Below are 22,416 nucleotides of genomic sequence, written 5' to 3' on the forward strand. Positions count from 1 at the left end.
TAAGTAGAGATCGGTTAGGGAGCCTCGGATTAACGTCTTGCTTGTGAATGGCTCTGAACAGCAAACGAGAACCAAGCGTTAATCAGAGGCTCCTTAGTGGCTGGAGTCTAACAGAATTTTTGCCTGGTCGATGGGTTCAGCTCAGTAGGCTACCTTTACAGAGACGTTGCCCAGGGCAACGCTACGCAACACTTTGGCCACGAGATCACCGATCGCAAACGTCAGGCTATGTGTCGTAACGGATCCAAGCGATTCGTTTCTGTACTACCTGTCATGTAATTCGGAAGATAACGGGCATTGGACGTCAACACGCTTTTCTAAACATTCCGGGCCGGGCTGTACGGTGTTTGACTATTCAACGGAGGAATCTCGTGAAAATAAGTCACGGTCTTGCGGAAAAATCCCGTCTTGGGCGGTTGCTGGTTAACCGCGGCTATCTCACCGAAGTTCAGTTGGAGCAGGGACTGAGGCTTCAGTTGGAAACGGGACAACGACTCGGCGAGGTCTTTGTCCAATCGGGCTGGATCACCGAGAAGGAACTGGGACGCGTTCTGAAGCATCAGGCACGTTACCGAAACGCGGCTGCGTTGGTCACCATGATAACGTTGCCTTTTCAGCCTCTGGTTTCGTTTGCTGCCAATAGCCCTGAAAATCGTTCAGCCAATCTGGGGGCCGCTGAACTGATCGCCGGCAGCCGCTGGCAGCCCATGACCGACGAGGAGCTTGCCCGTGCGGTGGGACGCGCCAACGAACAGTTCCTGGAGCGGGTTGACCGGGTTCGCTCCATGGCCATTGCCGCTCAGGAGAGTGAGGGCGAGCCGTTGTCGCAGGAGCAGGCCGACGCTATGGAGGGGCTTAAACTGGTTACCGAAACGTTTCTGCCGGTACTTAATTTCCTGGATGCGGAAATGACCATTACCGGTGTTCATTATCGGGAGGGGGAAGCCCCCTACGAAATCCATGAGGGAGGTGCGTTGCGCCTTGCCTTACCCGAGCGCATTGAGCGGGTGAGCATGCAAAATATCCGGATTGCCGGAGGCCCGGGCGCGATACTGGGGCATGTCACCCTGAGTGATATCCGGTTTGAGGCCGGTTCGCACATCACTATTTCTGCCCGTTGATGAATCGCCGGATGCCGGCAACCCAGGTTAGGGTCGCCGGCATCCGGACCGGCCGCGACGGCAGGTGTGTTCAGGCGCTGGCAAGGATCGTTCGTTGGTTAACCGAGGTCTGATGTCCGCTGGCCCCGTAGAGCTTCTGTTGCCCTGTGGTGCCGCGGAATATATCGCTCAGCCTGGTGAGGCGTTTCTGCAGGTTGCCCAGGACGCGCCCATTCACGCTGTTCAGGCTGTGGCAGGTTTTCAGCTTTCGCTCGGCCTCATTCCAGGGCGCAATGAGCGCTTCAATGCCGCTGGCAAGGATAAACTGGGAGGGTGTGCCGCTGTTGGGGCGGTAACCCATTTCCACCAGTAAATGGATTTTTTGCTTCGCCCGGTCGCGGAGCGTCTTCAGCAGAGCGTCTTTTTGCTGGGTTATCGGTTCCAGCGCTCTTACATCGTGCCCAGACAAGAGAGCCTTTTCCTCAGCCAGCAGGGAGGCCAGTTGATCCAGTTGGCGAATGTCTTCCGCCAGCAATAGCTTCAGTGTGTCGATGGCTGCCATGATTCAATCACCCAAAAATGCTTTCATCCATCTCAAGCATTTTCTGGGCCAGTTTTTCTGCATCGATCTTGTAGGAACCGTCTGCCAGTGCGGCTTTGATCTGTTCGATTCGATCATCGTCAGTTTCCGGATAACTGCTCAGGCGCTGTTCCAGTTGCTTCAGTTCCTTCGCCTGGGAGCTGAGCTTGACGTTTTCCCCACGCGCAGTCTGGGCCTGGGCCTGCTCGGCTGGCGCCTGGGCCTTGGGCGCATTCGCTTTATCGGCCGTGGTCTTGTGGGTGTTGACCTGGCCGGGGCCAATTCCGTTAAAGTCAACTGACATAACGTTACCTGCTTACCTGTTGTTCGCCCTGACGGCGACGGATGAGTTTCTTAGCCTGTTTATCGGCAGGTCCCCGAACAACTTTAGAAATTCAGTTAGCCGGCCGGATTACTTATTTGTAAGACGGCAAGCAAGCGGTCATTAACGGCAAATTTTTGCCGCTGTATCGGTATTGCCTGCATTGCACCGGCAGGGTCTACATGGGTATTTCAATGCGCCCCGGGCCGACAATGAGCCCCTGGACCCGCCGGGCGGAGGACAGGTTCTCCACCATGACCTGTTCGCCGGTTTGTCCGCTGGCCAAGGCCTTGCCCCGCGACTGCACGCTGAAGTTGCCCGATCGGGCGGTAATAATAACATGGTCGCCCCGTTGTACCGTGTCGGGTTCCTCGACAACGGCGGGTGTGTATACCGCGCCCTGATTCAGAGAGCGGGAGGCTTCCTTGCCGAGTAATTGCTCCAGGTTGGTGATGGGCGCTCGCCGACTGCCGTTGACAACACTGGTTGCGCTGGTGACCAAGGCCCGGCTGATTCGCTCGCCGCGAGCGACGGGGCGGCTTGCGGTAAACACGAGACCGCTGATGGTAACCTTGCTTGGGAGGTACATGCGCCAGGGGCGTTGCCCCTCACATTGAACGAGTAGGGTGGGCTGGGTGGTTTGCCAGGGGTCACCACTGAATGCCACCTTAGGGGTCGTCGCGCAAGCCGCGAGATTGAGTCTTGGATCGAGCTGCCCGACGTCAAAACCCACCTGGTAGCCGGCTTCGGCCTGGGCGTCGGCAAAGGTCTGCAGGAAAGCGGTTGCAGCCGTGCGGATCTGCTGCGGTGTTGCGTCGCCGCTTTCGGCTGCGGTCGGTTCCGTGACCGCCAACAGTAGAGTCGCCAAAATGAAGATGCGCATACGCTGCTGTTTGTCCTATGCTTTGAAAACAGGATAAAAAAGCGAAAACCTGATGTTAAGCGGCTCAACCATTTCCGGGAGCGGCCGTTAATGATAAAACCGGTCAAAACGATGACAGTTGCAATGGGTAAGGCAAAATCCATGCCTGCCAGCAGTCAAGCATACTCAGGAGATAACGGACGATGGCGGGTGTATTAGACAGTGTGAACCAAAGAACGCAACTGGTCGGCCAGAACCGGCTTGAGCTGCTTCTGTTTCGTCTTCGTGGTCGGCAATTGTATGGCATCAATGTTTTCAAGGTGAAAGAGGTACTGCAATGCCCGAAGCTGTCTTCACTGCCCAACAGTCAGCCTGTGGTGCGTGGGGTGTCCCATATCCGTGGCGAGACCATCCCGATCATCGATATGGGAATGGCGATACGGCAACCGGGCATCCCCAGCGAAGAGCTCGCCAACAGCTTTGTCATCATTACGGAGTACAACCGTAAGACCCAGGGCTTCCTAGTGGCGGGCGTTGATCGAATCATCAATATGAATTGGGAAGACATCCTGCCGCCACCGAAAGGGGCTGGGCGGGAAATGTATCTCACCGCGGTAACAAAAATAGATGACAAACTCGTTGAAATCATAGACGTAGAGAAGATACTTTCAGAAGTTTCTCCGTTGCGGGAAGAGGTTGCGGAGGAAGTGCTTAGCAAAAGCTCCCGTGATCGGGGTGGATTGTTGCCAATCCTTGTGGTCGATGATTCCTCGGTGGCCAGACGGCAGATTGCGCGCTGCCTCAGTGCCATCGGCATGGAAGTGGTGACCCGAAACGACGGCCGGCAGGCGATGGAATATCTGCGGGAAATCACTGCCGATGGCTCCACGGCCTCGGATCATCTGTCGTTGATGATCTCAGACGTTGAGATGCCGGAAATGGATGGCTATACCCTGGTTACCCAGTGTAAGAACGATGCCGCGTTGAGCGGCCTGTTTATCATGCTGCATACCTCGTTAAGCGGCGTGTTCAACCAAGCCATGGTGCAGAAGGTGGGGGCGAATGACTTCATGGCCAAATTCAGCCCAGATGAACTTGCCGAACGGGTGATGGAAATTATCGATAGCCAATGAGTTATCATCCCATCGCTCCCAAGTCCGGACACCGTTAAATTAGAGACCCCATGAAGGCAGACATAACCCCACAGGAATATGAGGCGTTCAAGACGTTCTTGCAGGAGGCCTGCGGCATTCTGTTGGGCGACAACAAGCAGTATCTGGTAAAGAGTCGTCTGCGTCGCATCCTTGAAGAGCAGAAAATGTCCCGGTTGGGGGAGTTGCTGGAAAGCCTCCGCCGCCCGGGGAGTAGCGGCTTGCGGGAATTGGTGATCGATGCAATGACCACCAACGAAACTCTCTGGTTTCGGGACAACCACCCATTCCGCATCCTCAGCGACAAGCTGATGCCAGAACTCGCCGAGCATCGGGCGGGCGGACCAGTACGGATTTGGTCGTCGGCCTGTTCCACGGGTCAGGAGCCCTATTCGATTGCGATGATCGCGGAGGAATATCGGCGCCTGCGGCCGGGCAAACTGCGGGATCTGCGTATCACCGCCACGGACATTTCGAAAAGCGTGCTGGAAGTTGCGCGGCAGGGTGAGTATGAAATGATCGCCATTGGCCGGGGGCTGTCGCCAGAGCGCCAGAAGGCATTTTTCACGCCGTCCAGCACTGGTGGCTGGCAGATCGGTGCGCAGATCCGTTCCATGGTGGAGTTCAAGGAGCTTAACCTGCTGGACCGTTACATGCTGGGGAAGTTTGATGTGGTGTTTTGCCGCAACGTGCTGATCTATTTCTCCGCAGAGCTCAAGAAGGACATTCTGACGCGCATCCATGCCACCTTGAATCCGGGAGGCTACCTGGTTCTGGGGTCTTCTGAGTCGTTGAACGGACTGCAGGATCTCTACGAAATGGTGCAATGCCAACCAGGCATCATCTATCGCAAGAAATAATTCATTCCGGATTCGGCGGCCTGCCGCCTGTTCCCCTGGCCACACCTGAGGCGATGAGGGAGGGCTGTCGAACCCTGAGCTGGAGTCGCCCATGATCCTCGATTTCGACGAACTGACCTCGCAAGAAGTTTATCACGCCATGACCCAGACCCTGGTGCCTCGCCCGGTGGCCTGGGTGCTGACTGAGAATCCGGACGGGGACTACAACCTCGCACCGTTTTCATTTTTTAACGCCATCACCAGCAAGCCTCCGCTACTGATGCTGTCGGTGGGTAAAAAGCCCGATGGCAGCTTCAAGGATACCCGGGTCAATATTGAAAAGCGCAGAAAGTTTACCGTTCATATTGCCCACCGCGAGCAGGCAAGGGCCATGACCGAGACCTCCCAGGTGCTCCCCCACGGTCAGTCGGAGCTCGCCCAGCTGGACCTGGCATTAACGGAATTTGAAGATTTCGACCTGCCCAGGCTGGCGGATTGTCGCGTCGCCATGGCTTGTGAACTCTATGAAATCCAAGAAATTGGCCCGACACCGCAAAGTCTGATCTTTGGTCTGATCCACAAGGTCTATGTGGATGATCGCGCGGTTTCGCTCGATGCGAAGGATCGGCTGCGAGTCGATGCCGCCGTACTGGATCCCATCGGACGGCTTGGGGGGAACGAATACGTCACCTTTGGTGAAGTGCTGACAATTCCCCGACCGTCGTAGTCTCCGGCGGCCTCAGTCTTTTAAGCGGCGCCACTGGCACGAAGCACGAACGCCCCTGCTGTGATGGTGACACTGGCCAGCAGGGTGGTCAGCGCGACGATGTTTGCAGCCAGTCGATCGTTGCCGCCCAGCGCTTTGACCATGACATAGCTGGCGGCGGCCGTGGGGCTGGCAAAGAACAGGAACATCAAGCCCAGTTCCTGGCCTTTGAACCCGCAAAGCCAAGCGCCAGCTGTCGCTATCAGGGGTAAGGTGATCATCTTCATGACGCTGGCGCCGAGCGCGGACTTGCTGTCACTGCGGATGGTGCTCAGGGACAAGGTGCCGCCAATGCACAGCAGTGCGAGCGGCAGGGTCAGCGAGGCGAAGTAATTGCCACTGGTGTGAAGCCAGGAGGGCAGGGTCACTCCCGACCAGGCCACCGGGATGGCTGCCAGCACCGCCAAAATGAGGGGGTTGCGCAGGATATCTCCCAGGATGCTGGATAGGCGGGCTTGCTTGTTGGGGTGGTAGGCGGTGAGCACGATAACGGACAGGGCGTTGTAGGAAATGATCACCAACCCCAGCAAGATACCTCCGGCTGAAAGCCCGAAATCGCCGTAAGCGTTAGCCGCCAGGGCCAGGCCGACAATGCCGCAGTTACCGCGAAACGCGCCCTGGACGAATACGCCCCGGTCTTCCCGGGGGACGCGCCACACTGACCACAGCCAGGCAATGCCGAAGCACGCAATGGTTGCCGTCAGGTAGTATCCAAGCATGGCCGGGTTAAAGGCGCTGCCGAGATCGGCCCGTACGATGCTGAAAAACACCAGGGTTGGTAGGGTGGCGCGAAACACCAGCGCCGAGGCGGTGTTGATGAAGGCGTCGTCGATCCAGTTAAGGCGTTTCAGGCCCAGGCCAATAAACACCATGGCGAATACCGGCAAGGTGGTTTCCAGGGTCTGGAAAAAGATGTTCGCAAGGGTCATGGGTGTTAACGGCGCTCTGGAGAAAGCTGGTATTTTCGCTTATCGCTGTGATGTTGGGAACGTAACTATTGGTCGACACTGCGGTCTCAACGTGGCGAGCCAATATTCGATGTTTTTTCGCTCAGTTGTCGAGTTTGCCGTAGGGCTGGTGAGGTCGTTATGTCCGATTCCTGGATGATTGGTGTCGACTTGGGCGGCACCAAAACCGAAGTGATTCTGCTGGACAGGGACAGTCGAGAGTATTTCCGGTTGCGTCAGCCGACACCTCCGGGAGACTACGCCGCCGGATTGGAGGTGATTCGGTCGTTGGTCGGTGAGGCGGAAAGCGCCGCTGGAGTTCGGGGGATTTCGGTGGGGGTCGGAATACCGGGAACGGTGTCTCGTCGGTCGGGGCGGGTGAAAAACGCCAATTCGACCTGCCTCAATGGCCGACCTTTGGCCGCGGATCTGCAACGTACCTTGCAGCGCCCGGTAACCCTGACCAACGACGCCAATTGCCTGGCCCTGTCGGAGGCGACGGACGGTGCCGGCAAAGGGTATGAGGTGGTGCTGGCGGTGATTCTTGGGACTGGCTGTGGTGCCGGGGTGAGCGTAAGGGGGCAGCTGCTGACTGGGCCTAACGGCCTGGCGGGTGAATGGGGCCACAACCCCTTGCCCTGGACGTCTCAGGAGGAGCTGGCGCGACGACCTTGCTTTTGCGGCCAGCTGGGCTGCGTGGAAACTTTCCTGTCGGGAACCGGATTGTCGCTGACCCATCGCCTGCTGTGGCGGGCCAGGCACAGTGCCCAGGACATCGTGGCCGCCGCTGCCGGGGGAGATCGTGCCGCCCGGCGTACCCTGGATCACTACATGCCTCAGTTGGCGAGGGGGTTGGCGTCGGTCATCAACGTGTTGGATCCGGATATCATCGTGGTCGGAGGTGGCTTGTCCAATGCGCAGGCAATCTACGGAGAACTGCCCCGGCTGCTTCGCGACCATGTTTTTGGCGGGGAGTGTGACACGCCTGTGGTGCCAGCCCGGCACGGAGACTCCAGTGGTGTACGTGGTGCCGCCTGGCTGGGGGCGCTTTGACCAAGCCTGTCTCCATATGGACGAAAATTATTAAAGTGTCTATAGTGAGACGAGGTGAGTGAGAAGGAGGAAAGCCCATGATGCAGAGCTCGATTACCCAGTCAGCTCCGCCCCCCAATGTCCGTGCGGGATTGCAGGCGGTGCTGAATATCCTGGACAGGTGGCAGTGTTCTCCGGGGCAGATCCAGAACATTCTCAGTATTTCCCGAGCGGCGCTGTACAAGTATCGCCAGCATCCCGAATCGGCGTCGCTGTCTCGGGACCAGCTGGAGCGCCTTAGCTATGTGCTCAATATTCACGCCAGCCTGAGAACCCTGTTTGATAACCCTGGCAACGTTTACGGCTTCATGTCCCTGGCCAATGATAATCCCTACTTTAACGGCCGCACCCCGCTGGAGGTCATCAGCTCCGGTCAGTTCGCCGATTTGTACGAAACCTTCAAGCGGATTGACGCCTTAAGGGGAGGGCTTTGGTGACGGACTACGCCGCACTTCCATGGATGGAAAACACAGAAGTCATCGGCTTTCGTCTGGTGAATTCCAGATTTCCACCCATAGCGTTGTTTGATGATGTGGCCGACGCCGACGATTTCGAGGCGCTGTATCAATTGCAGGCCCTCACCAACCCCCGACTTCGCACCGAGGTCGGTGAGCTGAACCTGATTCCCAGGGACCAGATTCCGTTTGGCATCGCCGGCTGCTCCTACGCCACCGCGCCGTTCACCCATGTTAATCCTGATGGGGGGCGCTTCAATGATGGCCAGTACGGCGTGCTCTATATTGCCGACTCTTTTGCCACCGCGATTGACGAGGTTGCTTACCATCAGGAGCGCTACTGGCAAGGCGTGCGCGGCCTGCAATACGACCGGTTCGTGTTCCGGGGCCTGGTCTGCCGCTTTGAAAGCGCCGCGCTGAAGGATGCCGCTGCGCTGCCCATGACCGACCCGATTTATGATCCCGGGAGTTATGAGGTATCGCGGTCGTGTGGTCGGACCCTGCGCGAGCTGGGCGCAAGTGGCCTACAGTTCCGGTCGGTGCGCGGCAAGCGGGATCGCGCCTTGTGCTGGGGGTTGTTCACACCGAAGCGCGTACGTCGAATCCACCAGTCCTGTCATTACGAATTTATCTGGACAGGAACCGAGATAGGTTCAATCAGTAAGCTGTCCAGGCCTTAGCGGTGCCCGGAGAGGGAGGGATTATTCGGCACTGCGTGCCTCACCCCTTCGGGGTCGTCGTCGCGTTGCTCCGACGTTTCTCAGCCTGCTACGCAGGCATCGGTCGAACCCGCGAGGGTACTCTTGACCCTCCCAATCGGCCAATAAAAAACCCGGCTCGAAAGCCGGGTTTTGTATTGGCGGAGAGGGAGGGATTCGAACCCTCGATACGCTATTAACGTATACACACTTTCCAGGCGTGCTCCTTCAGCCACTCGGACACCTCTCCAAGAAACTCTTTCAAATCAGCAACGTCGTCGCTCATTTGAGGGCGCAAACTTTAATGGTTTTGCTGGGCTTTGGCAACTCCGATTCGATAATTCGTTTAAAAAAATTCTGGAACTGTAATCAGCGGCGTATGGCAAAGCGGGTGAATTCGCCAGTGGCGGCCGATTCGGTTACGTCGATATCATCCACCCTGGCCGCTGGTGGGCCTTGCAGGCACCACTGGTGAAGGGCTTTAAGGCGGTCAGGTTCGGCTTCTGCGACCACTTCCACTCGCCCGTCAGGAAGGTTGAGGGCGTATCCGGTGACGCCCAGTCCGGTGGCGCTCTTTTCCGTGGCGGCGCGGTAATAAACGCCCTGAACCCGTCCGCTGATTCTCATTGTCCATCGCTTCTGGTTCATGCTCTGCTCCCCCTGAGTGACTGGCTGCCTTGCTCTGATCACTTTGCCTCACTCGGATGACGGTTTAAAGCCTTTCGCTGCCATCGCCGCCCGGTTTGGTTGCGGGCAGTCGCTCGCACTGAAATAAAAGTGACACAAAAAAGTCATAACCTGCCCGGACCCTTACTGATCGGACGTTCTGCATGCTTACAACGGTTCGCAGCCGCATCCTGTTTTTCTCCGGTTTGTCGATTGCCGCGCTGGCGGCCTTGGCGTCAGTGGCCTGGATCATCATGTTGCGGGCCGAGCAGGCCAGTGGTCAGCTGGTGCGCGGAAATCTGAACGAAGCCTGGCAACTGAGCGACCTGGAGCAGGACCACCGACGCATTCAGGATCTTGCCTACAAGGTGAAAGCGCAGCTTCTGCTGTGGGACGAAATCGATGCCGAGTTCGCAGCGGTGTCCGCGGTGTTGCCCAGACACTGGCAGGACATCGCCGGTAACGACGCCTTGGCGTCCTGGGCCGTGGATAATGCGGCCAATTTTGAGCGTGTTGAGGCATTGATCTCTGCGCTGGCAGAGGCCATTGCGCAAAAAAGCTACTATCGGGTCGGTCAGGTGGTGGATTTCCAGCTGTTTCAGTCGTTGGACCCCATGCTGGAGGCCATTCGGGCCCGTCAGCTGTCCAGTCGTGAGCAAATTGCCATGGAATCCTCCAGCCTGCTGGCATTCCTGTCTCGCCAGCAGCACGGCCTGGCGGTGGGAAGCGCCGCTTTTCTCTTCGCGATCATTGCAATGACCCTGTGGCTGCGCCGCACCGTGATCGTTCGGCTGCAGTCCATCGAACGCGATTTGTGGGCGATGGAGCAGGCCTCGGATTTGACCCGTTTGCCGCAAGTTGCCGGTAACGATGAAGTTGCGGGTGTGGGCGCGGCCCTCTCTGGGTTGGTGGGGCGATTTGGGCGTTTTGTCACGGATATTCGCGCCACTGCCGAAAGCGTCAATCACCAGTCTGTAAGGCTGGATGAACAGGCGGAGGAGGTTCAGCAAAGCTCAGGCAAGACCCGGCAGCAGATTCAGGATGTCGCCAGCTCGATGTCGACCATCGCAGGTCAGGCGTCGGTCATCGAGGAGATCACGGCAGGGTCAAGTCGCACCGTTGTGGCTGCTGTCCAGCGTAATCTGGAGGTTCAGGCCGGGCTGAGAAACAGTGAGCACGCTGCTGAAAATGCCGTCGAAGTGATTGAGCGGGTGATCGGATCGATTCAAGCGTTGGCGGAGGCGTCCGGCAAAATCGAGCAAGTGATCGGCGTGATCGCGGAGATTGCCGAGCAGACCAATTTGCTGGCGCTAAATGCGGCAATCGAAGCTGCTCGAGCCGGAGAGCATGGTCGAGGCTTTGCGGTTGTTGCCGAGGAGGTCCGCAATCTTTCCCGGAGGACCGCGGACTCCACGGGCGAGATTCGTCAGTGGGTCGCGGACCTGTCCGAAGGCGTCGGTGATGTGGACAGGCTATTATCAGAAATGCGGGAGGCAGGTAGTCAAAACCAGGCTCAATTAGAGAGCCTGAAGTGGCATCTTTCGGGGTTAAAGAACCAGTTCGAGAGCCTGGAGCGGCACAGTGTCGAGATCGGTGGCGCTTTGGCGGTCCAGCGCGATGAGATTGACCGTGTGGGCCGGCGGGCGTCCGCACTGGATACCAGTGCCGAGCTGCTGAGCCAGAGCGTTGCCAGTACCCGTGCGGTCAGCGACGGCCTGCGCAGCGAATCCCACTCAATGACTGCACTGGCCGCAAGTTTTCGCACGACAGCCCAAGCGGCACACGAATAGACTGGCCATTGTCGCTGCCGGTGATTACGATGTGGGTTTGGTCCAACCCCTAGGCAGGTTCTGCAATGAGTTCACACTCCGACTTATCCTCGCAAGCCGACCCCCGCAGTGAGCGCTTTGTGGTGGATGCAAATCTGATACCCGACGATCAGCTTCTGGGGTTGGTGGAGGAGTACTGCACCCGCTATCACGGTCTCAATGACGTGGAATCACCAATGGCGGAGCGAGACCGGGTGATGGCCGCGGTTAGGCGAGGGGAACTGGTGGTGTGGTTTGATCCGGCCGAGAACGTTGCCGGCTTGGGGCTTGCCGAGTAGGTCGATGTACCAAACGTTACTATCCCAAAGGATGCCTAAGCGGTACAATCTTCTGTAATTTTTCCCGCAATACTGTCTGGCATGAGGTGAGTTTTGATAAGGGTACTGGTTGTTGATGACCATGACTTGGTCCGCTCCGGGATTACCCGGATGCTGGCTGACGACCCCGATATTGAAGTCATCGGCGAGGCTTCTTCTGGCGAATCGGCCATTGACGCGGTACGCCAGTCTCGGCCTGATATTGTTCTGATGGATATACGGATGCCCGGTATCGGCGGATTGGAAGCCACCCGCCGTATTCTGAGAATCGATGATTCGATCCAGGTGATTGTGGTGACCGCCTGTGCCGACGATCCATACCCAACCCGGGTAATGCAGGCCGGCGCCACCGCTTACATCACCAAAGGGGCGGATATCCGCGAAATGGTTCGTGCCATTCGCATGGCCCATACCGGGCAGCGGTACATCAGTCCCGAGATTGCCCAAAAAATGGCCCTTAAGAACCTGGGCGGAGAGTTCGCTGAGGAAAAGGGGGAGTCGGTGTTCGACCGCCTCTCCGAGCGGGAATTGCAGATTGCCATGATGGTCGTTGACTGTCTGAAAGTGCAGGATATTTCTGACAAACTCTGCCTCAGTCCAAAGACGGTCAACAGCTACCGCTACCGCATTTTCGAAAAACTGGAAATCTCCAGCGACGTAGAGTTGGCATTGATGGCAGTCAGACTCGGGTTGCTCGATGCCGACAAGGTCTGAAACGCAACGCCAGGAGTTTGATTCAAAAGGATTTCTAAAACGGCTGACCGAGCGTCCCGGTGTTTACCGGATGTACGACGTTGAGGCCAAGGTGCTTTACGTGGGTAAGGCCCGCAACCTGAAGCAACGGGTCAGCAGTTACTTTCGTAAGACCGGTCTGGCGCCGAAAACCGAGGCGCTGGTGAGCCGGATCGACGCTATTGAGATCACCATTACCGGCAGCGAGACCGAGGCCCTGTTGCTGGAACAGAATCTCATCAAGTCCCTGCGTCCGCCCTACAACATCCTGCTCCGGGACGATAAGTCCTACCCCTATATTTACCTGTCTTCCCATGAAGATTATCCATCATTGACCTTTCGCCGCGGGCGTAGCAAGAAGGACCAGGGGAGCTGGTACGGTCCGTTTCCTAGCTCCGGAGCGGTCAAGGAAAGTCTTAATGTTTTACAAAAGATCTTCAAGATAAGATCTTGTAGTGAAAGCTATTTTAGAAATAGAGCCCGTCCGTGCCTGCAGTATCAGATCCATCGCTGCACGGCGCCGTGTGTGGAATACATATCACCCGAAGATTATCAGCGCGACGTACGCCATGCGACGATGTTTCTGGAAGGCAAGAACCCGGCGATCCTGCGAGATCTGATGGATGCGATGGAGCAGGCCTCGAAGGCGCTTAATTTTGAGCAGGCGGCCGCGTATCGTGACCAGATCAGTCACCTGCGACATGTCCAGGAGCAGCAGTCGGTCGATGGCGAGGGCGGTGATGCCGATGTGGTCGCCATTGATCAGGATGCCGGCATTGTCTGCATCGTGGTGATCATCGTGCGTGGCGGTCGTGTGCTGGGCACCAAAGACTATTTCCCCCGCTTTTCCCTTGAACAGTCCGAGGCCGAGCTGGTGAGTGCGTTTCTCGGTCAATTCTATTTTGGCGGAAATGTAAAACGGGATATTCCCCGGGATGTCCTCGTGCCGGTTGAGGTGGAGGGTGCCGAGCTTCTCGCTGAGGCGCTCAGTGAGGCCTCCGGACGAGAGGTACGCATACGGGGCAATGTGCGGGGCGAGCGCCGGCGCTGGCTGGAGTTGGCGGTGACCAACGCCCGGCAAACGCTGCAATCGCACCTGGCCAGTAGGGAAACGGTGTATCGGCGGCTACTGGCGCTCAGGGAGTTGCTGGAGTTGGCCGAAACACCGTCGCGGATGGAATGTTTTGATGTCTCCCACAGCCATGGGGAAAATACGGTCGCGTCCTGTGTGGTTTTCGACGAGAATGGTCCGCTCAAGTCCGATTATCGGCTATATAATATTCAAGGAGTTACCCCCGGCGACGATTATGCGGCCATGCATCAGGTGCTTAGCCGGCGCTACCGCAAGCTGGCGGCGGGGGAGGGGAAGCGTCCGGATCTGGTGTTTATCGATGGCGGCAAGGGACAGCTGAATGTGGCGCGGCAGGTTTTTGAGGAGTTGGCGATCTCCGACATACCCCTAATCGGGGTCGCCAAGGGCGTCACGCGCCGGGCGGGCATGGAGCAGTTAATCGACGCCATCACCGGGGCCGTCTTCCGGGTGCCCGCGGATTCGCCGGCGCTGCACTTGATTCAGCACATCCGGGATGAGTCCCACCGGTTTGCCATTACTGGACACCGGGCTCGAAGGGACAAGAAACGACGCCAATCCACCCTGGAAGGGATCGAGGGGATTGGTGCTAAACGACGTCGCGAATTGATTCGATATTTTGGCGGCATACAGGAAATACGAAAGGCCAGCGTCGATGAGATCGCCAAGGTACAGGGCATCAGCCGGAACCTGGCGGAAACGGTCTACGCAGCGCTGCACGACGAGTAAGATAGTATGAATCTACCCAACATTCTGACGCTCTCGCGGATCGTGATGATTCCGGTGTTTGTCGCAATTTTTTACATGCCGGTTGAGTGGCGTTATATGGTGAGCGCTGCGATCTTCGCGCTGGCGGGCGCGACTGATTGGCTGGACGGCTACTTGGCAAGGAAGCTGGATCAAAGCACGCCTTTTGGGGCGTTTCTGGACCCGGTTGCCGACAAGCTGATGGTTGCCGTGGCGCTGACGGTGCTGGTTGAGGAATACCACAGCGTGGTGCTGACGCTGCCTGCGGTGATCATTATCGGTCGCGAAATCGTGATTTCGGCACTACGGGAATGGATGGCGGAAATCGGAAGCCGGGCCAGTGTCGCGGTGTCCTATATCGGCAAGGTCAAGACCACGGCGCAAGTGGTGGCCATCATCATGTTGCTGGCCTTCCCGCCAGGGGTGTCCTGGGCTTATGCCGGGGTGTCACTGCTCTATGTAGCGGCAGCCTTAACGCTCTGGTCAATGGTGCTGTACCTGAGGGCGGCGTGGCCAGACCTGTTTCCATCAGCCGAAAGCACGCGGGCCGTCGAGCGGGCTGATTAAAGAATAATCAATCAGTTACATGTAATATTTTGGCAAAAAAAGGGTTGACACTGCGCGGCGATCCATTAATATATGCGCCACTTCGACGGCAACAGCAAGTCGCAGTGACTTAGAGCGGGAATAGCTCAGTTGGTAGAGCACAACCTTGCCAAGGTTGGGGTCGCGAGTTCGAATCTCGTTTCCCGCTCCAATTTCTCCCGATTTTTCGGTAGAAATGAAAAGCTTCCAAGTCTCTCAAAGCCCACCTGAGAGCAGAAAGTCCTTAGGTAATGATCGGACTTTTCCCGGCGCGGTGGCAGAGTGGTTATGCAGCGGACTGCAACTCCGTGTACGCCGGTTCGATTCCGACCCGCGCCTCCATTTTTACCCTTTATAATCAACAATCTGCCTCATCCGATTTTAGTTGAGCTCCTCACCCAAAAAATTTCCAAATTAAACCCAAAGTATTATCCGCTTCAATGAGTGGCGGAAGAGCGAATCACTGAATGCGCAGAGCATCTTGAACAAGCTTGATTAGCGGTCCGTTGTGATCAGAAAAACAGCCTCTTGCTCTAACGCTTTACCGCTCAGCTTAAGGGCCTCAATAAGCTCCAACACCTCATCCGGCTCCTGATCCAAATTTAAATTTTCCTCGGCATTGGCAACATAGTTAAGATTATTTCGCCATACCTCAGAATTGCCATAGCGCTCCAATTTGCGTTTCCAGTCAGGCATTAGCCATAGTTCGATGTGGTCGCCCAGCGCTTTGCGCAGGCGGGCATAGTTTTCGAGTCCGACGCCATCATAGTCTGGAAAGATAACAATCCGTGGACTTCGTTTTTTCCCGCATAGCCAGTCTATCAGCCGTTCACTGAGCTGGCCCTGATAATAGAGTACAGACCCGTGCAAGCCTTCAGGCACCCAGCTGGTGTCATCCAGCAACCCCTGATTTTCCACCAGCCACAATGGGCTGTCGGTGGCCAGAGGCGTTTCATTCTGGCTGATATCGATGGCGAGGGCGCCGGCGATTGATGTCAGCTGCCATAGGTCGAGCAACTCTCTATCACTATTCCAGGTTACGCCCGGCATTGTTGCCTTCAGTAGGCGGTAAGAAGCGGCGTGTGAACTCTTTCGACCTTTGGTGGACCGGGTAAACGCGAGGTTTTGTGCCCGGACTGGATGCGCCTTGTTGGCAGGCTCTGCATCGGGCCGTAACTCCCTAAGATGTTGCTCAAACACCGGTGAGTTGCTGATGCGATAAACGAAGCCATTGCCCTGACGCATCTTGGTGACACATGCGGTGCTGCGGAGGAACTCGTCAAGCACCCGCTTCTGTGAGGGCGTGAACCGTGATCCAGGACATTCTCCGCCGGAATCCTCAAGTTTGACCAATGCTTCTCTGAGTGACCTGTTCATGAGGGCGAGCTCATGCCTCGACAGCTTCAAGCGGCTGCAGAATCTGCCAATGCTTGCGGCTGATGTGGTTTTTTCCGTTGCTCAACTGTTGGATAGGAACGCAGTAATGGGCGGTAATCAACGGAGAAGGGGAGGCGAACATTAGCGCGAATCCGAATTCGGAAGCGGTTTTGATCAAGCTTCTCTGGTTGGCCGAATCCAGGGCCAGGGCTTCGTCCAAGTAGCAAAGAGCTTGAACATTTCGGCTCTTGTCCTGCATCAGGTGGAGCATGGCCAGGCCGGTCACCAACTTTGCCATGAGCACGGTGCCGTTGGAAGCTGCACTATCAATGTCGTCAAAGCTTTCCACGTCCTGATTTTCTTTGCCTAACTCGAAAGTGAGGCGAAACAAATCCGCAACCTTCAGCCCGTGGCGAGCGCTACCTTCATCAATCAGTAACTGGCGCGCGTGGTCCAGTTGTCGGTCGTCCAGCACAGTAGCCTGGTTAAACAGTTCGAAGGATTCACCGGACTCCACTTTTTCTGCTGTTTGGATCAGCAAGTCTATCGCTTCTACAAGGTGATTCTCGTGAATCGGCTGAATGCGGATTACCTTGAGGTCTGACAACTTCCTGCGGCTGATCAGACGGTTGAATTCATGCATGGCATTCTCGAATGAATGCAGGTTGCCTCGAACCAGGCGATTGTAGCCGAGGTCGAGGGCGTCTTCCGCTGCGGCGAGGTGGTGGTAGAAAATGCCGGAAGGCCCGGAATCCATCATCTCGTTCATCGGTTCAACATACTGGTCGTAGGCGTCGAGGACCGACTTGTAGCGTTTTGCGATGGGTGCCCGGGTGTCTGCTGATTTTGCTTGCTCGGCCAGCTCAGCAATCGCATGGCGGTCCTGCTCGAGCTGACGGGCAATATCTCTGAACAGGGTAGATAGCCGGCTAATGGCTTGAGTCTGCTGACCGGTATCTCCGGCTTCGATACCTGCGGTGAGGGTCTCTGTCGCGCCACGAATGGCTTCGATGCGCGCCTGAATGACTGACGACAGTCCTAGTTCGTGTTCATGGGTCAGACCACGTACAAATTCAAGCACATGGGCATTGACCACGAAGCTCTCAGAGCGACTTTGAACCTCCAGTACGCCACCTGACAAAAGCCTGCGTAGAGCGTCTCTGACTTGAATGTCGTCCAGGGCCGGTTGAGCCTGGCGAATGGCAGCAAGAACCTGCTCGTCGGAGAACGCCGGCATCTCCCGGGTGGCCCGCACCAGTGCCTCGACAGTTTCCCATTGCTCAAACAGTGTTCGAGTGAGGTGTTTGGGGCTAGCCATGGTGCTCAGTCGCCCTTTGAAGCAAGGCGGGCGTCTATACCGAAGAAAACGGCCGCGTTCACGAGCGCTTCGTCCTCACTGATTAGTTGAGCCCCGCGATGTTCTGCGCATGCCAGGTGAAGTGCATCCAACGTCCTCAAGCTTGTCTTTCTTGTGCCAATCCAGTGGCTGGCCCGTTGATAGTGGGCCGTTTCAATGGGGCACAGGCTGAAGCGCCCATGGCTGACGTCATCATGGAATGCACTTTCGATCCGATTCGCCTGGGGTTCGCTGAGTTCTCCCATCCGAACCCATCGGGCCAATGCGCTTGCCACCTCGACTTCCGTCAGATGACTGATAAGAACCGGCTGGGTTTGCGACCCAAGCAATGCCTGAACACGATCGCTAGCATGCTCTTGTCTGTAGTAGGGGAGAACAGCGCTGGTATCGAAGTACAACATTAATAGCGCTCTTCATCTCTGAGTTCCCGCACCGCATGGGCAGAGCTTTCCTGGACCGGTGGCAGTGATGCCCTGAGTTCCGAACGGTTTGGAAACTGAATCTTTTCGGGCAAGGCCGCGGTCAGGCGTGCGGCAGGTTTGCCGTGGCGCAGAATCACAACCTCTTCTCCTGCGGCCACCGCGTCCAAAAGATTTGAGAGCTTTTCCCGAGTTTCCCGAACATTGATCGTTTGCATGAATCTCACCCTATTTGTGTACACAATGAGTGTACTCTTGGTGGAGGTTCCATAGCAATCAGGTCCGTTGGAGATTTTTCTGTTTTATCTAACTCACTCAGAAACTTTCTGTTCCCGCTCAAATCTGATCGTTGTCCGCGCCCGCTTCGGTGGCTTGATCAACCGATAATGATTCCGCATAGCCTCCGTTTCATGGCCGCCTTTGTCATTTTCTCCTTGGCTCAGGAATTCTTCAGTCAGTCCTTTCTTGCGGAGGTCTCTGAGGTCGTACATTCCGCCATAGCCGGCTTTCTTACACGGCTCTCTCCAAGCGGCTTGGTTTTACTTGCTGTGTCGTTTTCGCCTTGACTCAGATACTCGTCCATCAGACCTTTCTTGCGCAGCTCCCGCATTCCGATCACATGCTGGCTTATTACTGCTTCAGTTCCGGGTTTATCCAACGTCAGCTTTATTAACACCGCGCTACGGCTTCGCTGTCAGAGCAAATCTGTACGATTGTGCAATTATCTCGAGGGGTTCCCATCGATCCTTTACGCGCATTACGCACAGTCGAGCGAATATGAAGTGTCAGTGGATTTAACGTAATTTGACGTTTTGCCGTTGGTGCCTGAGTAAAATAGTACATTTGTCCCGTTATAGTCGGGGTCTTAACAGTATTGGCCTGCATATTGCTCTGCCTATTGGGTCTGACGGATTTGTCACGTCCGTGCGGAAAATCATCTCGCTAGGGAGGGTATCTGGATGGGTTCGATCAATCGACGGATTTACCAATGGCTGCTTGCAGCCGTGTTCGTAAGCTTGGCGTCGTCCGCTAACGCGTTATGGTTCGGTGGTGGCGATGAGGATGGCGCTTATACATTTCCTGAACTCATTGATTATGACAAGCACCATGATCACGATAATGGTGATGAAGTAGAGGTCCCGGAACCAGGCACCATCGCGTTGCTTGGGCTCGGGTTGCTGGGAATCGGCATTGCGAGAAGCCGGCGCAAGCGTTAGCGGTTCCCCGGCTCTCATTCTGTTGATACATAGGTTGATGAAGTGTGCGTTGCATTGCCGAAGGGGCATGGCGGTTCCAGGGTGCCCCTTCGGTTTTTTTCGTCATTTCGGATAGCCGGTGATCTGGCGAATTTTTTGGTAGAGCGGGCGAAGCTGGCGATACATGTCGAGGTAGACCTCCTTGTACAGCTGGTCATAGAGCTGACTGGTTTCCGGTTGCGGCTCGAAGGTCTGGCCAATCCGTGTCATCTGCGCCACCGCTGTGTCGAAGTCTGGGTGCAAACCCAGGCCCACCGCGGCGTCGATGGCGGCGCCCAGGCCCGACGTCTCGTAAGTGTCAGGACGCTCGGCAGGAATACCGAAGACGTCGGCCGTCAGCTGGAGGGCGGCGTCGCTCTGTGACCCGCCGCCGGCAACCCTGAGACGGTCGATGCGAACGCCACTGCGTTTTTCGATTCGCTCTTTGCCTTCCCTGAGGGCGTAGGCCAGGCCTTCGAGGATGGCGCGGTAGAGGTGGGCGCGGGTATGGACGTCGCCAAAACCAATGACCGCGCCCTTGGCTTCCGGCCCAGGCTCCCGTACCCCTGGGGACCAATATGGCTGCAGCATCAGCCCCATGGAGCCGGCTGGCACCGATTGGACCAGCTCATCGAAGAGCGCTTCCGGCTCGATGTTTCGCTCACTGGCTAAGCGCTGTTCCCGCAGGCCGAACTCCTTCTTGAACCAGCTCACCATCCAGAAGCCGCGGTAGATCATGACTTCTGTGGAGTAATAGCCTGGCCGCGCTGACGGATAAGGCGGCATCAGCCGTGAGGGTTCGACGTAGCGCTCGCTGGTGGCATTGATGGTGGCGGTGGTGCCGTAGCTCATGCAGCCAATATTGGGGGTCAGCCCGCCGCTGCCTAGGATTTCGCAGGCCTTGTCGGAGGCGGCGGCAATCACCGGCAGCCCTGCTTTGACGCCCAGGTGGGCGGCGGCCGCCGCCGTTAGGTGGCCGATGGGCTCGCCGGGGGAGACCAGTTCCGGCAGGGTTTCCCGCCGCACGGGCATTGAGCGCCATTTGAAGTCCCGCGGGCCGGCCCAGCGCTGGCGGCGGTAATCAAAGGGAAGGTAGCCTACCTGGCAACCGGTAGAATCCCTGAACTCTCCGGTCAGTCGGTAATTGAGGTAGCCCGAGAGCAGCAGGTAGTGCGCCGTGTTCTGCCAGACGTCGGGTTGCTGTTGCGCAATCCAGTTGGCCTGGGTCTTTTCCCGGAACCGGGTGATGGTGTCTTCCAGTCCGGCCAATTTGAAAAGCCAGCCCCAGGGGCCGGGCAAGGGGGCGTCTACCTTGGCATGACGCTGGTCCAGCCAGATAATCGCCGGACGCAGGGGCTTACCGTTGGCATCGAGGTTAACTACGGTGCCTCGTTGAGTGGTCACGGTGATGCCTGCGACCTGATCGGGCTTGGCGTCGGTGTTGTCCCATAGGGTCTGGCAGGCCAGTCCCAGATTGTCCCAGAAGTAATCCGGGTGCTGTTCGGCCCAGCCCGGCTGCACGGAAAAATACGGCTCAATCTCCTGCTTGCCCTTGCCGACCAAGTGGCCGTCGGTATCGAACAGCAGGGCGCGCACGCTCTGGGTACCGTTGTCGATGGCGAGGATGAGTGGGCGCGGAGAGCTCATGGTGCCGGGCTCTCCGCGTCGGCCAGGTTTCCAGGCGGGGCGTAACCGTTTTGCCAAAGGTCCCGATACCGGTTGATCTCGGCCTGCCAGGTGGAGTCGTTCCAGCCGAGCGCCGGGCCGCAGTGTTCGCGAATTTGGTCAAGCAGCCCTTGGCCGCCGTCTCGCAGGGTCAGCCCCAGGCGGGTGCGTCTGAGCAGCAAGTCGTCCAAATGAACCACATCGGCATGCTGAGCAGCCCAGATGAGTTCAGCCCAGAGGGTATCGCTATCCGCCACCGGCGTTAGCGGCCCGGATGCCAGCACCTGTTCCAGTGCCGGACCGTAGAAGCCGGTTAGCCGGTGCCAGGTTGTCGCAGCAATGGTGGCCGGGCAGGGCGGTGCCGTGGTTGTGGTGAACACCGGGAGCCGGGAATCCCGAAGCCTCAGGCTGGGCAGGTAGTCTCGGCTTCGTTGCAGGACTTGCCGGGCGATGAGGCGGAAAGTGGTGAGTTTTCCGCCGGCCACCGAGATCAGTCCCTGCTCATCCCAGATCACGTGCTCCCGGTTCTCCCGCGACGGTGCCTTACCGTCACCGGAGCTAACCACGGGGCGTACGCCGGCCCAGGAGGAAAGGACGTCACGCACCTTGATGGGATGCTCGGGAAACAGGGTGGTGGCGATTCTTAGCAGGTAATCCACCTCCGGTTGGGTGATGTGTGGTTCCTGATCCAGGTCCAGCCGGTGATCCAGATCGGTGGTGCCCAGTACGGTGGTGCCGTGCCAGGGAAACGCAAACACCGGCCGACCGTCATCGGGATGCAGCAGCGACACCGCACAGGACACTGGCAGCACCTCATGGCGGACGACCAGATGGCTGCCCCGGAGTGGGCGAAGGCTGGCCTCCGATGCCAGGAGCCGACCGGCCCAGGCGCCGGTGGCGTTAATGACAACGTCGGCGTGGGCTTCGAACTCGGTGCCGTTGGTGTCGGCCTGATCCTGCAGGGAGACGCCTCTGGCCCGGCCGTCTTGCCGCAGCACCTGGCTGACTTTCACGTAGTTCAGGCAGCTGGCGCCGTCGCGGCGAGCCTCTTCCAGCGTCCGTTGTACTAGCCGGGCGTCGTCGGTGACCGCGTCAACAAACACGCTGCCAGCGGCCAGTCCTGAGCGGCTTAAGCCGGGCACCCACTGTAGGGTCTCGGTGGTGGTCAGTCGGCGGCGCGAGTGTTCGCCAGCCATGCGGTCGTATAGCCACAACAACAGCCCGAACAGCCGTGGGCCGGGGAACTGCTTGCGAAAGTGCGGCATGACAAAGGGTTGCGGATTGATGAGCCCCGGCGCCTCCTTGAGCAAGCGCTGACGTTCCCGTACCGCCGCCTTGGTCAACCCGAACTGGCCGCTGCCCAGGTAGCGCAGGCCGCCATGCACCATTTTCGAGGACCGGCTCGACGTGCCCCAGGAAAAATCCCGTTGCTCCACAAGCAGGGTTTTCAGGCCGCTACCGGCGGCCTCACGGGCGATCCCGGCACCAGTGATGCCGCCGCCAATCACGATGATGTCGAACCGGTTGTTGCCGGACCTGAGCTGATCGAGCAGGGACGACCGGCACGGCTGTTGTTGGGCCATGT

At 57.5% G+C, this 22,416-nt stretch carries 23 protein-coding genes, 3 tRNA genes and 1 pseudogene; 15 read left to right on the forward strand and 12 right to left on the reverse strand.

Annotated elements, in window-relative coordinates; translation table 11 throughout:
• Positions 1-371 precede the first annotated feature (371 nt).
• The gene (locus N6L25_RS12310; RefSeq protein WP_271980738.1) at positions 372-1,121 is read left to right on the forward strand and encodes a pilus assembly protein PilB; all 750 of its coding nucleotides are present in this window, start codon (positions 372-374) and stop codon (positions 1,119-1,121) included.
• A 70-nt stretch (positions 1,122-1,191) separates the two neighbouring features.
• Here the strand turns inward: N6L25_RS12310 and N6L25_RS12315 are convergent, their stop codons facing one another.
• The 3 genes from N6L25_RS12315 to flgA all read right to left on the reverse strand — a co-directional run bounded on the left by N6L25_RS12315 (position 1,192) and on the right by flgA (position 2,885).
• On the reverse strand, positions 1,192-1,662 hold the full coding sequence (locus N6L25_RS12315) for a flagella synthesis protein FlgN (protein ID WP_271980740.1): 471 nt from the start codon (positions 1,660-1,662) through the stop codon (positions 1,192-1,194).
• A gap of 7 nt (positions 1,663-1,669) precedes the next feature.
• On the reverse strand, positions 1,670-1,984 hold the full coding sequence (gene flgM / locus N6L25_RS12320; protein ID WP_271980742.1) for a flagellar biosynthesis anti-sigma factor FlgM: 315 nt from the start codon (positions 1,982-1,984) through the stop codon (positions 1,670-1,672).
• A 196-nt stretch (positions 1,985-2,180) separates the two neighbouring features.
• Positions 2,181-2,885, reverse strand: coding sequence for a flagellar basal body P-ring formation chaperone FlgA (gene flgA / locus N6L25_RS12325; protein WP_271980746.1), 705 nt, complete (start codon positions 2,883-2,885; stop codon positions 2,181-2,183).
• Positions 2,886-3,067: 182 nt separating this feature from the next.
• On the opposite strand from flgA, the gene N6L25_RS12330 reads away from it, so the two are divergent.
• The 3 genes from N6L25_RS12330 to N6L25_RS12340 all read left to right on the forward strand — a co-directional run bounded on the left by N6L25_RS12330 (position 3,068) and on the right by N6L25_RS12340 (position 5,581).
• Positions 3,068-3,997, forward strand: coding sequence for a chemotaxis protein CheV (locus tag N6L25_RS12330; RefSeq protein ID WP_271980748.1), 930 nt, complete (start codon positions 3,068-3,070; stop codon positions 3,995-3,997).
• Between the two features lie 50 nt (positions 3,998-4,047).
• Positions 4,048-4,875 (forward strand): CheR family methyltransferase, encoded by an 828-nt coding sequence (locus N6L25_RS12335; protein WP_271980751.1) that lies wholly within the window; start codon positions 4,048-4,050, stop codon positions 4,873-4,875.
• Positions 4,876-4,966: 91 nt separating this feature from the next.
• Positions 4,967-5,581 carry a flavin reductase family protein gene (locus N6L25_RS12340; protein ID WP_271980753.1) on the forward strand — a complete coding sequence of 205 codons (615 nt, stop codon included), beginning with the start codon at positions 4,967-4,969 and terminating at the stop codon, positions 5,579-5,581.
• Between the two features lie 20 nt (positions 5,582-5,601).
• On the opposite strand, the gene N6L25_RS12345 is transcribed toward N6L25_RS12340, so the two are convergent.
• Entirely contained in the window at positions 5,602-6,549 is a 948-nt protein-coding gene (locus N6L25_RS12345; protein WP_271980755.1) for an AEC family transporter, read from the reverse strand.
• A gap of 159 nt (positions 6,550-6,708) precedes the next feature.
• On the opposite strand from N6L25_RS12345, the gene N6L25_RS12350 reads away from it, so the two are divergent.
• The 3 genes from N6L25_RS12350 (at position 6,709) to N6L25_RS12360 (ending at position 8,794) form a co-directional block, all read left to right on the forward strand.
• Positions 6,709-7,620 carry an ROK family protein gene (locus tag N6L25_RS12350; protein WP_271980757.1) on the forward strand — a complete coding sequence of 304 codons (912 nt, stop codon included), beginning with the start codon at positions 6,709-6,711 and terminating at the stop codon, positions 7,618-7,620.
• Positions 7,621-7,697: 77 nt separating this feature from the next.
• Positions 7,698-8,096, forward strand: coding sequence for an antitoxin Xre-like helix-turn-helix domain-containing protein (locus tag N6L25_RS12355; RefSeq protein WP_271980760.1), 399 nt, complete (start codon positions 7,698-7,700; stop codon positions 8,094-8,096).
• Between the two features lie 23 nt (positions 8,097-8,119).
• A complete protein-coding gene (locus N6L25_RS12360) occupies positions 8,120-8,794 on the forward strand; it encodes an RES family NAD+ phosphorylase (protein ID WP_271980948.1) in 675 nt (224 codons plus the stop codon).
• A gap of 177 nt (positions 8,795-8,971) precedes the next feature.
• On the opposite strand, the gene N6L25_RS12365 is transcribed toward N6L25_RS12360, so the two are convergent.
• A tRNA-Ser gene (locus N6L25_RS12365) sits at positions 8,972-9,062 on the reverse strand.
• Positions 9,063-9,181: 119 nt separating this feature from the next.
• Positions 9,182-9,460: an acylphosphatase gene (locus N6L25_RS12370; protein ID WP_271980764.1), complete on the reverse strand. Its 279-nt coding sequence runs from the start codon at positions 9,458-9,460 to the stop codon at positions 9,182-9,184.
• Between the two features lie 182 nt (positions 9,461-9,642).
• Between N6L25_RS12370 and N6L25_RS12375 the strand changes: the two genes are divergently transcribed.
• From N6L25_RS12375 to N6L25_RS12405, 7 genes are all read left to right on the forward strand, one after another.
• Complete coding sequence (locus tag N6L25_RS12375; RefSeq protein ID WP_271980766.1) at positions 9,643-11,268, forward strand: methyl-accepting chemotaxis protein; 1,626 nt, start codon at positions 9,643-9,645, stop codon at positions 11,266-11,268.
• A 65-nt stretch (positions 11,269-11,333) separates the two neighbouring features.
• Positions 11,334-11,585, forward strand: coding sequence for a hypothetical protein (locus tag N6L25_RS12380; RefSeq protein ID WP_271980768.1), 252 nt, complete (start codon positions 11,334-11,336; stop codon positions 11,583-11,585).
• 93 nt (positions 11,586-11,678) lie between these two features.
• Positions 11,679-12,338, forward strand: a complete 660-nt coding sequence (gene uvrY, locus N6L25_RS12385; RefSeq protein ID WP_271980770.1) for a UvrY/SirA/GacA family response regulator transcription factor — start codon at positions 11,679-11,681, stop codon at positions 12,336-12,338.
• Complete coding sequence (uvrC, locus tag N6L25_RS12390; protein WP_271980773.1) at positions 12,322-14,175, forward strand: excinuclease ABC subunit UvrC; 1,854 nt, start codon at positions 12,322-12,324, stop codon at positions 14,173-14,175. The genes uvrY and uvrC overlap by 17 nt, the downstream gene beginning before the upstream one ends.
• Positions 14,176-14,181: 6 nt before the next feature.
• A complete protein-coding gene (gene pgsA / locus N6L25_RS12395; RefSeq protein ID WP_271980775.1) occupies positions 14,182-14,760 on the forward strand; it encodes a CDP-diacylglycerol--glycerol-3-phosphate 3-phosphatidyltransferase in 579 nt (192 codons plus the stop codon).
• A 114-nt stretch (positions 14,761-14,874) separates the two neighbouring features.
• Positions 14,875-14,950: transfer RNA gene (locus N6L25_RS12400), tRNA-Gly, on the forward strand.
• Between the two features lie 96 nt (positions 14,951-15,046).
• Positions 15,047-15,120, forward strand: a tRNA-Cys gene (locus N6L25_RS12405).
• A 153-nt stretch (positions 15,121-15,273) separates the two neighbouring features.
• Here N6L25_RS12405 and N6L25_RS12410 read toward each other — a convergent pair.
• The 4 genes from N6L25_RS12410 to N6L25_RS12425 are packed head-to-tail and all read right to left on the reverse strand — an operon-like array spanning position 15,274 to position 18,149.
• Positions 15,274-16,155, reverse strand: a complete 882-nt coding sequence (locus N6L25_RS12410; protein WP_271980777.1) for a DUF7281 domain-containing protein — start codon at positions 16,153-16,155, stop codon at positions 15,274-15,276.
• Between the two features lie 10 nt (positions 16,156-16,165).
• Entirely contained in the window at positions 16,166-17,473 is a 1,308-nt protein-coding gene (locus N6L25_RS12415; RefSeq protein WP_271980779.1) for a hypothetical protein, read from the reverse strand.
• A 5-nt stretch (positions 17,474-17,478) separates the two neighbouring features.
• Positions 17,479-17,913 (reverse strand): type II toxin-antitoxin system VapC family toxin, encoded by a 435-nt coding sequence (locus N6L25_RS12420; RefSeq protein ID WP_271980781.1) that lies wholly within the window; start codon positions 17,911-17,913, stop codon positions 17,479-17,481.
• Positions 17,913-18,149 carry a type II toxin-antitoxin system Phd/YefM family antitoxin gene (locus N6L25_RS12425; RefSeq protein ID WP_271980785.1) on the reverse strand — a complete coding sequence of 79 codons (237 nt, stop codon included), beginning with the start codon at positions 18,147-18,149 and terminating at the stop codon, positions 17,913-17,915. Before N6L25_RS12425 ends, N6L25_RS12420 begins: the two co-directional genes overlap by 1 nt.
• 900 nt (positions 18,150-19,049) lie before the next feature.
• Here N6L25_RS12425 and N6L25_RS17720 point away from each other — a divergent pair.
• Positions 19,050-19,148, forward strand: a pseudogene (locus N6L25_RS17720) (PEP-CTERM sorting domain-containing protein); the annotation flags it as partial.
• A 102-nt stretch (positions 19,149-19,250) separates the two neighbouring features.
• Here the strand turns inward: N6L25_RS17720 and N6L25_RS12435 are convergent.
• Both N6L25_RS12435 and N6L25_RS12440 read right to left on the reverse strand, forming a co-directional pair.
• The gene (locus N6L25_RS12435) at positions 19,251-20,813 is read right to left on the reverse strand and encodes an FGGY-family carbohydrate kinase (RefSeq protein ID WP_271980791.1); all 1,563 of its coding nucleotides are present in this window, start codon (positions 20,811-20,813) and stop codon (positions 19,251-19,253) included.
• Positions 20,810-22,414, reverse strand: coding sequence for a glycerol-3-phosphate dehydrogenase/oxidase (locus tag N6L25_RS12440; RefSeq protein WP_271980794.1), 1,605 nt, complete (start codon positions 22,412-22,414; stop codon positions 20,810-20,812). The genes N6L25_RS12435 and N6L25_RS12440 overlap by 4 nt, the downstream gene beginning before the upstream one ends.
• Positions 22,415-22,416: the final 2 nt, after the last annotated feature.

The organism is Marinobacter sp. SS21 (assembly GCF_028369065.1).
GTDB lineage: Bacteria > Pseudomonadota > Gammaproteobacteria > Pseudomonadales > Oleiphilaceae > Marinobacter.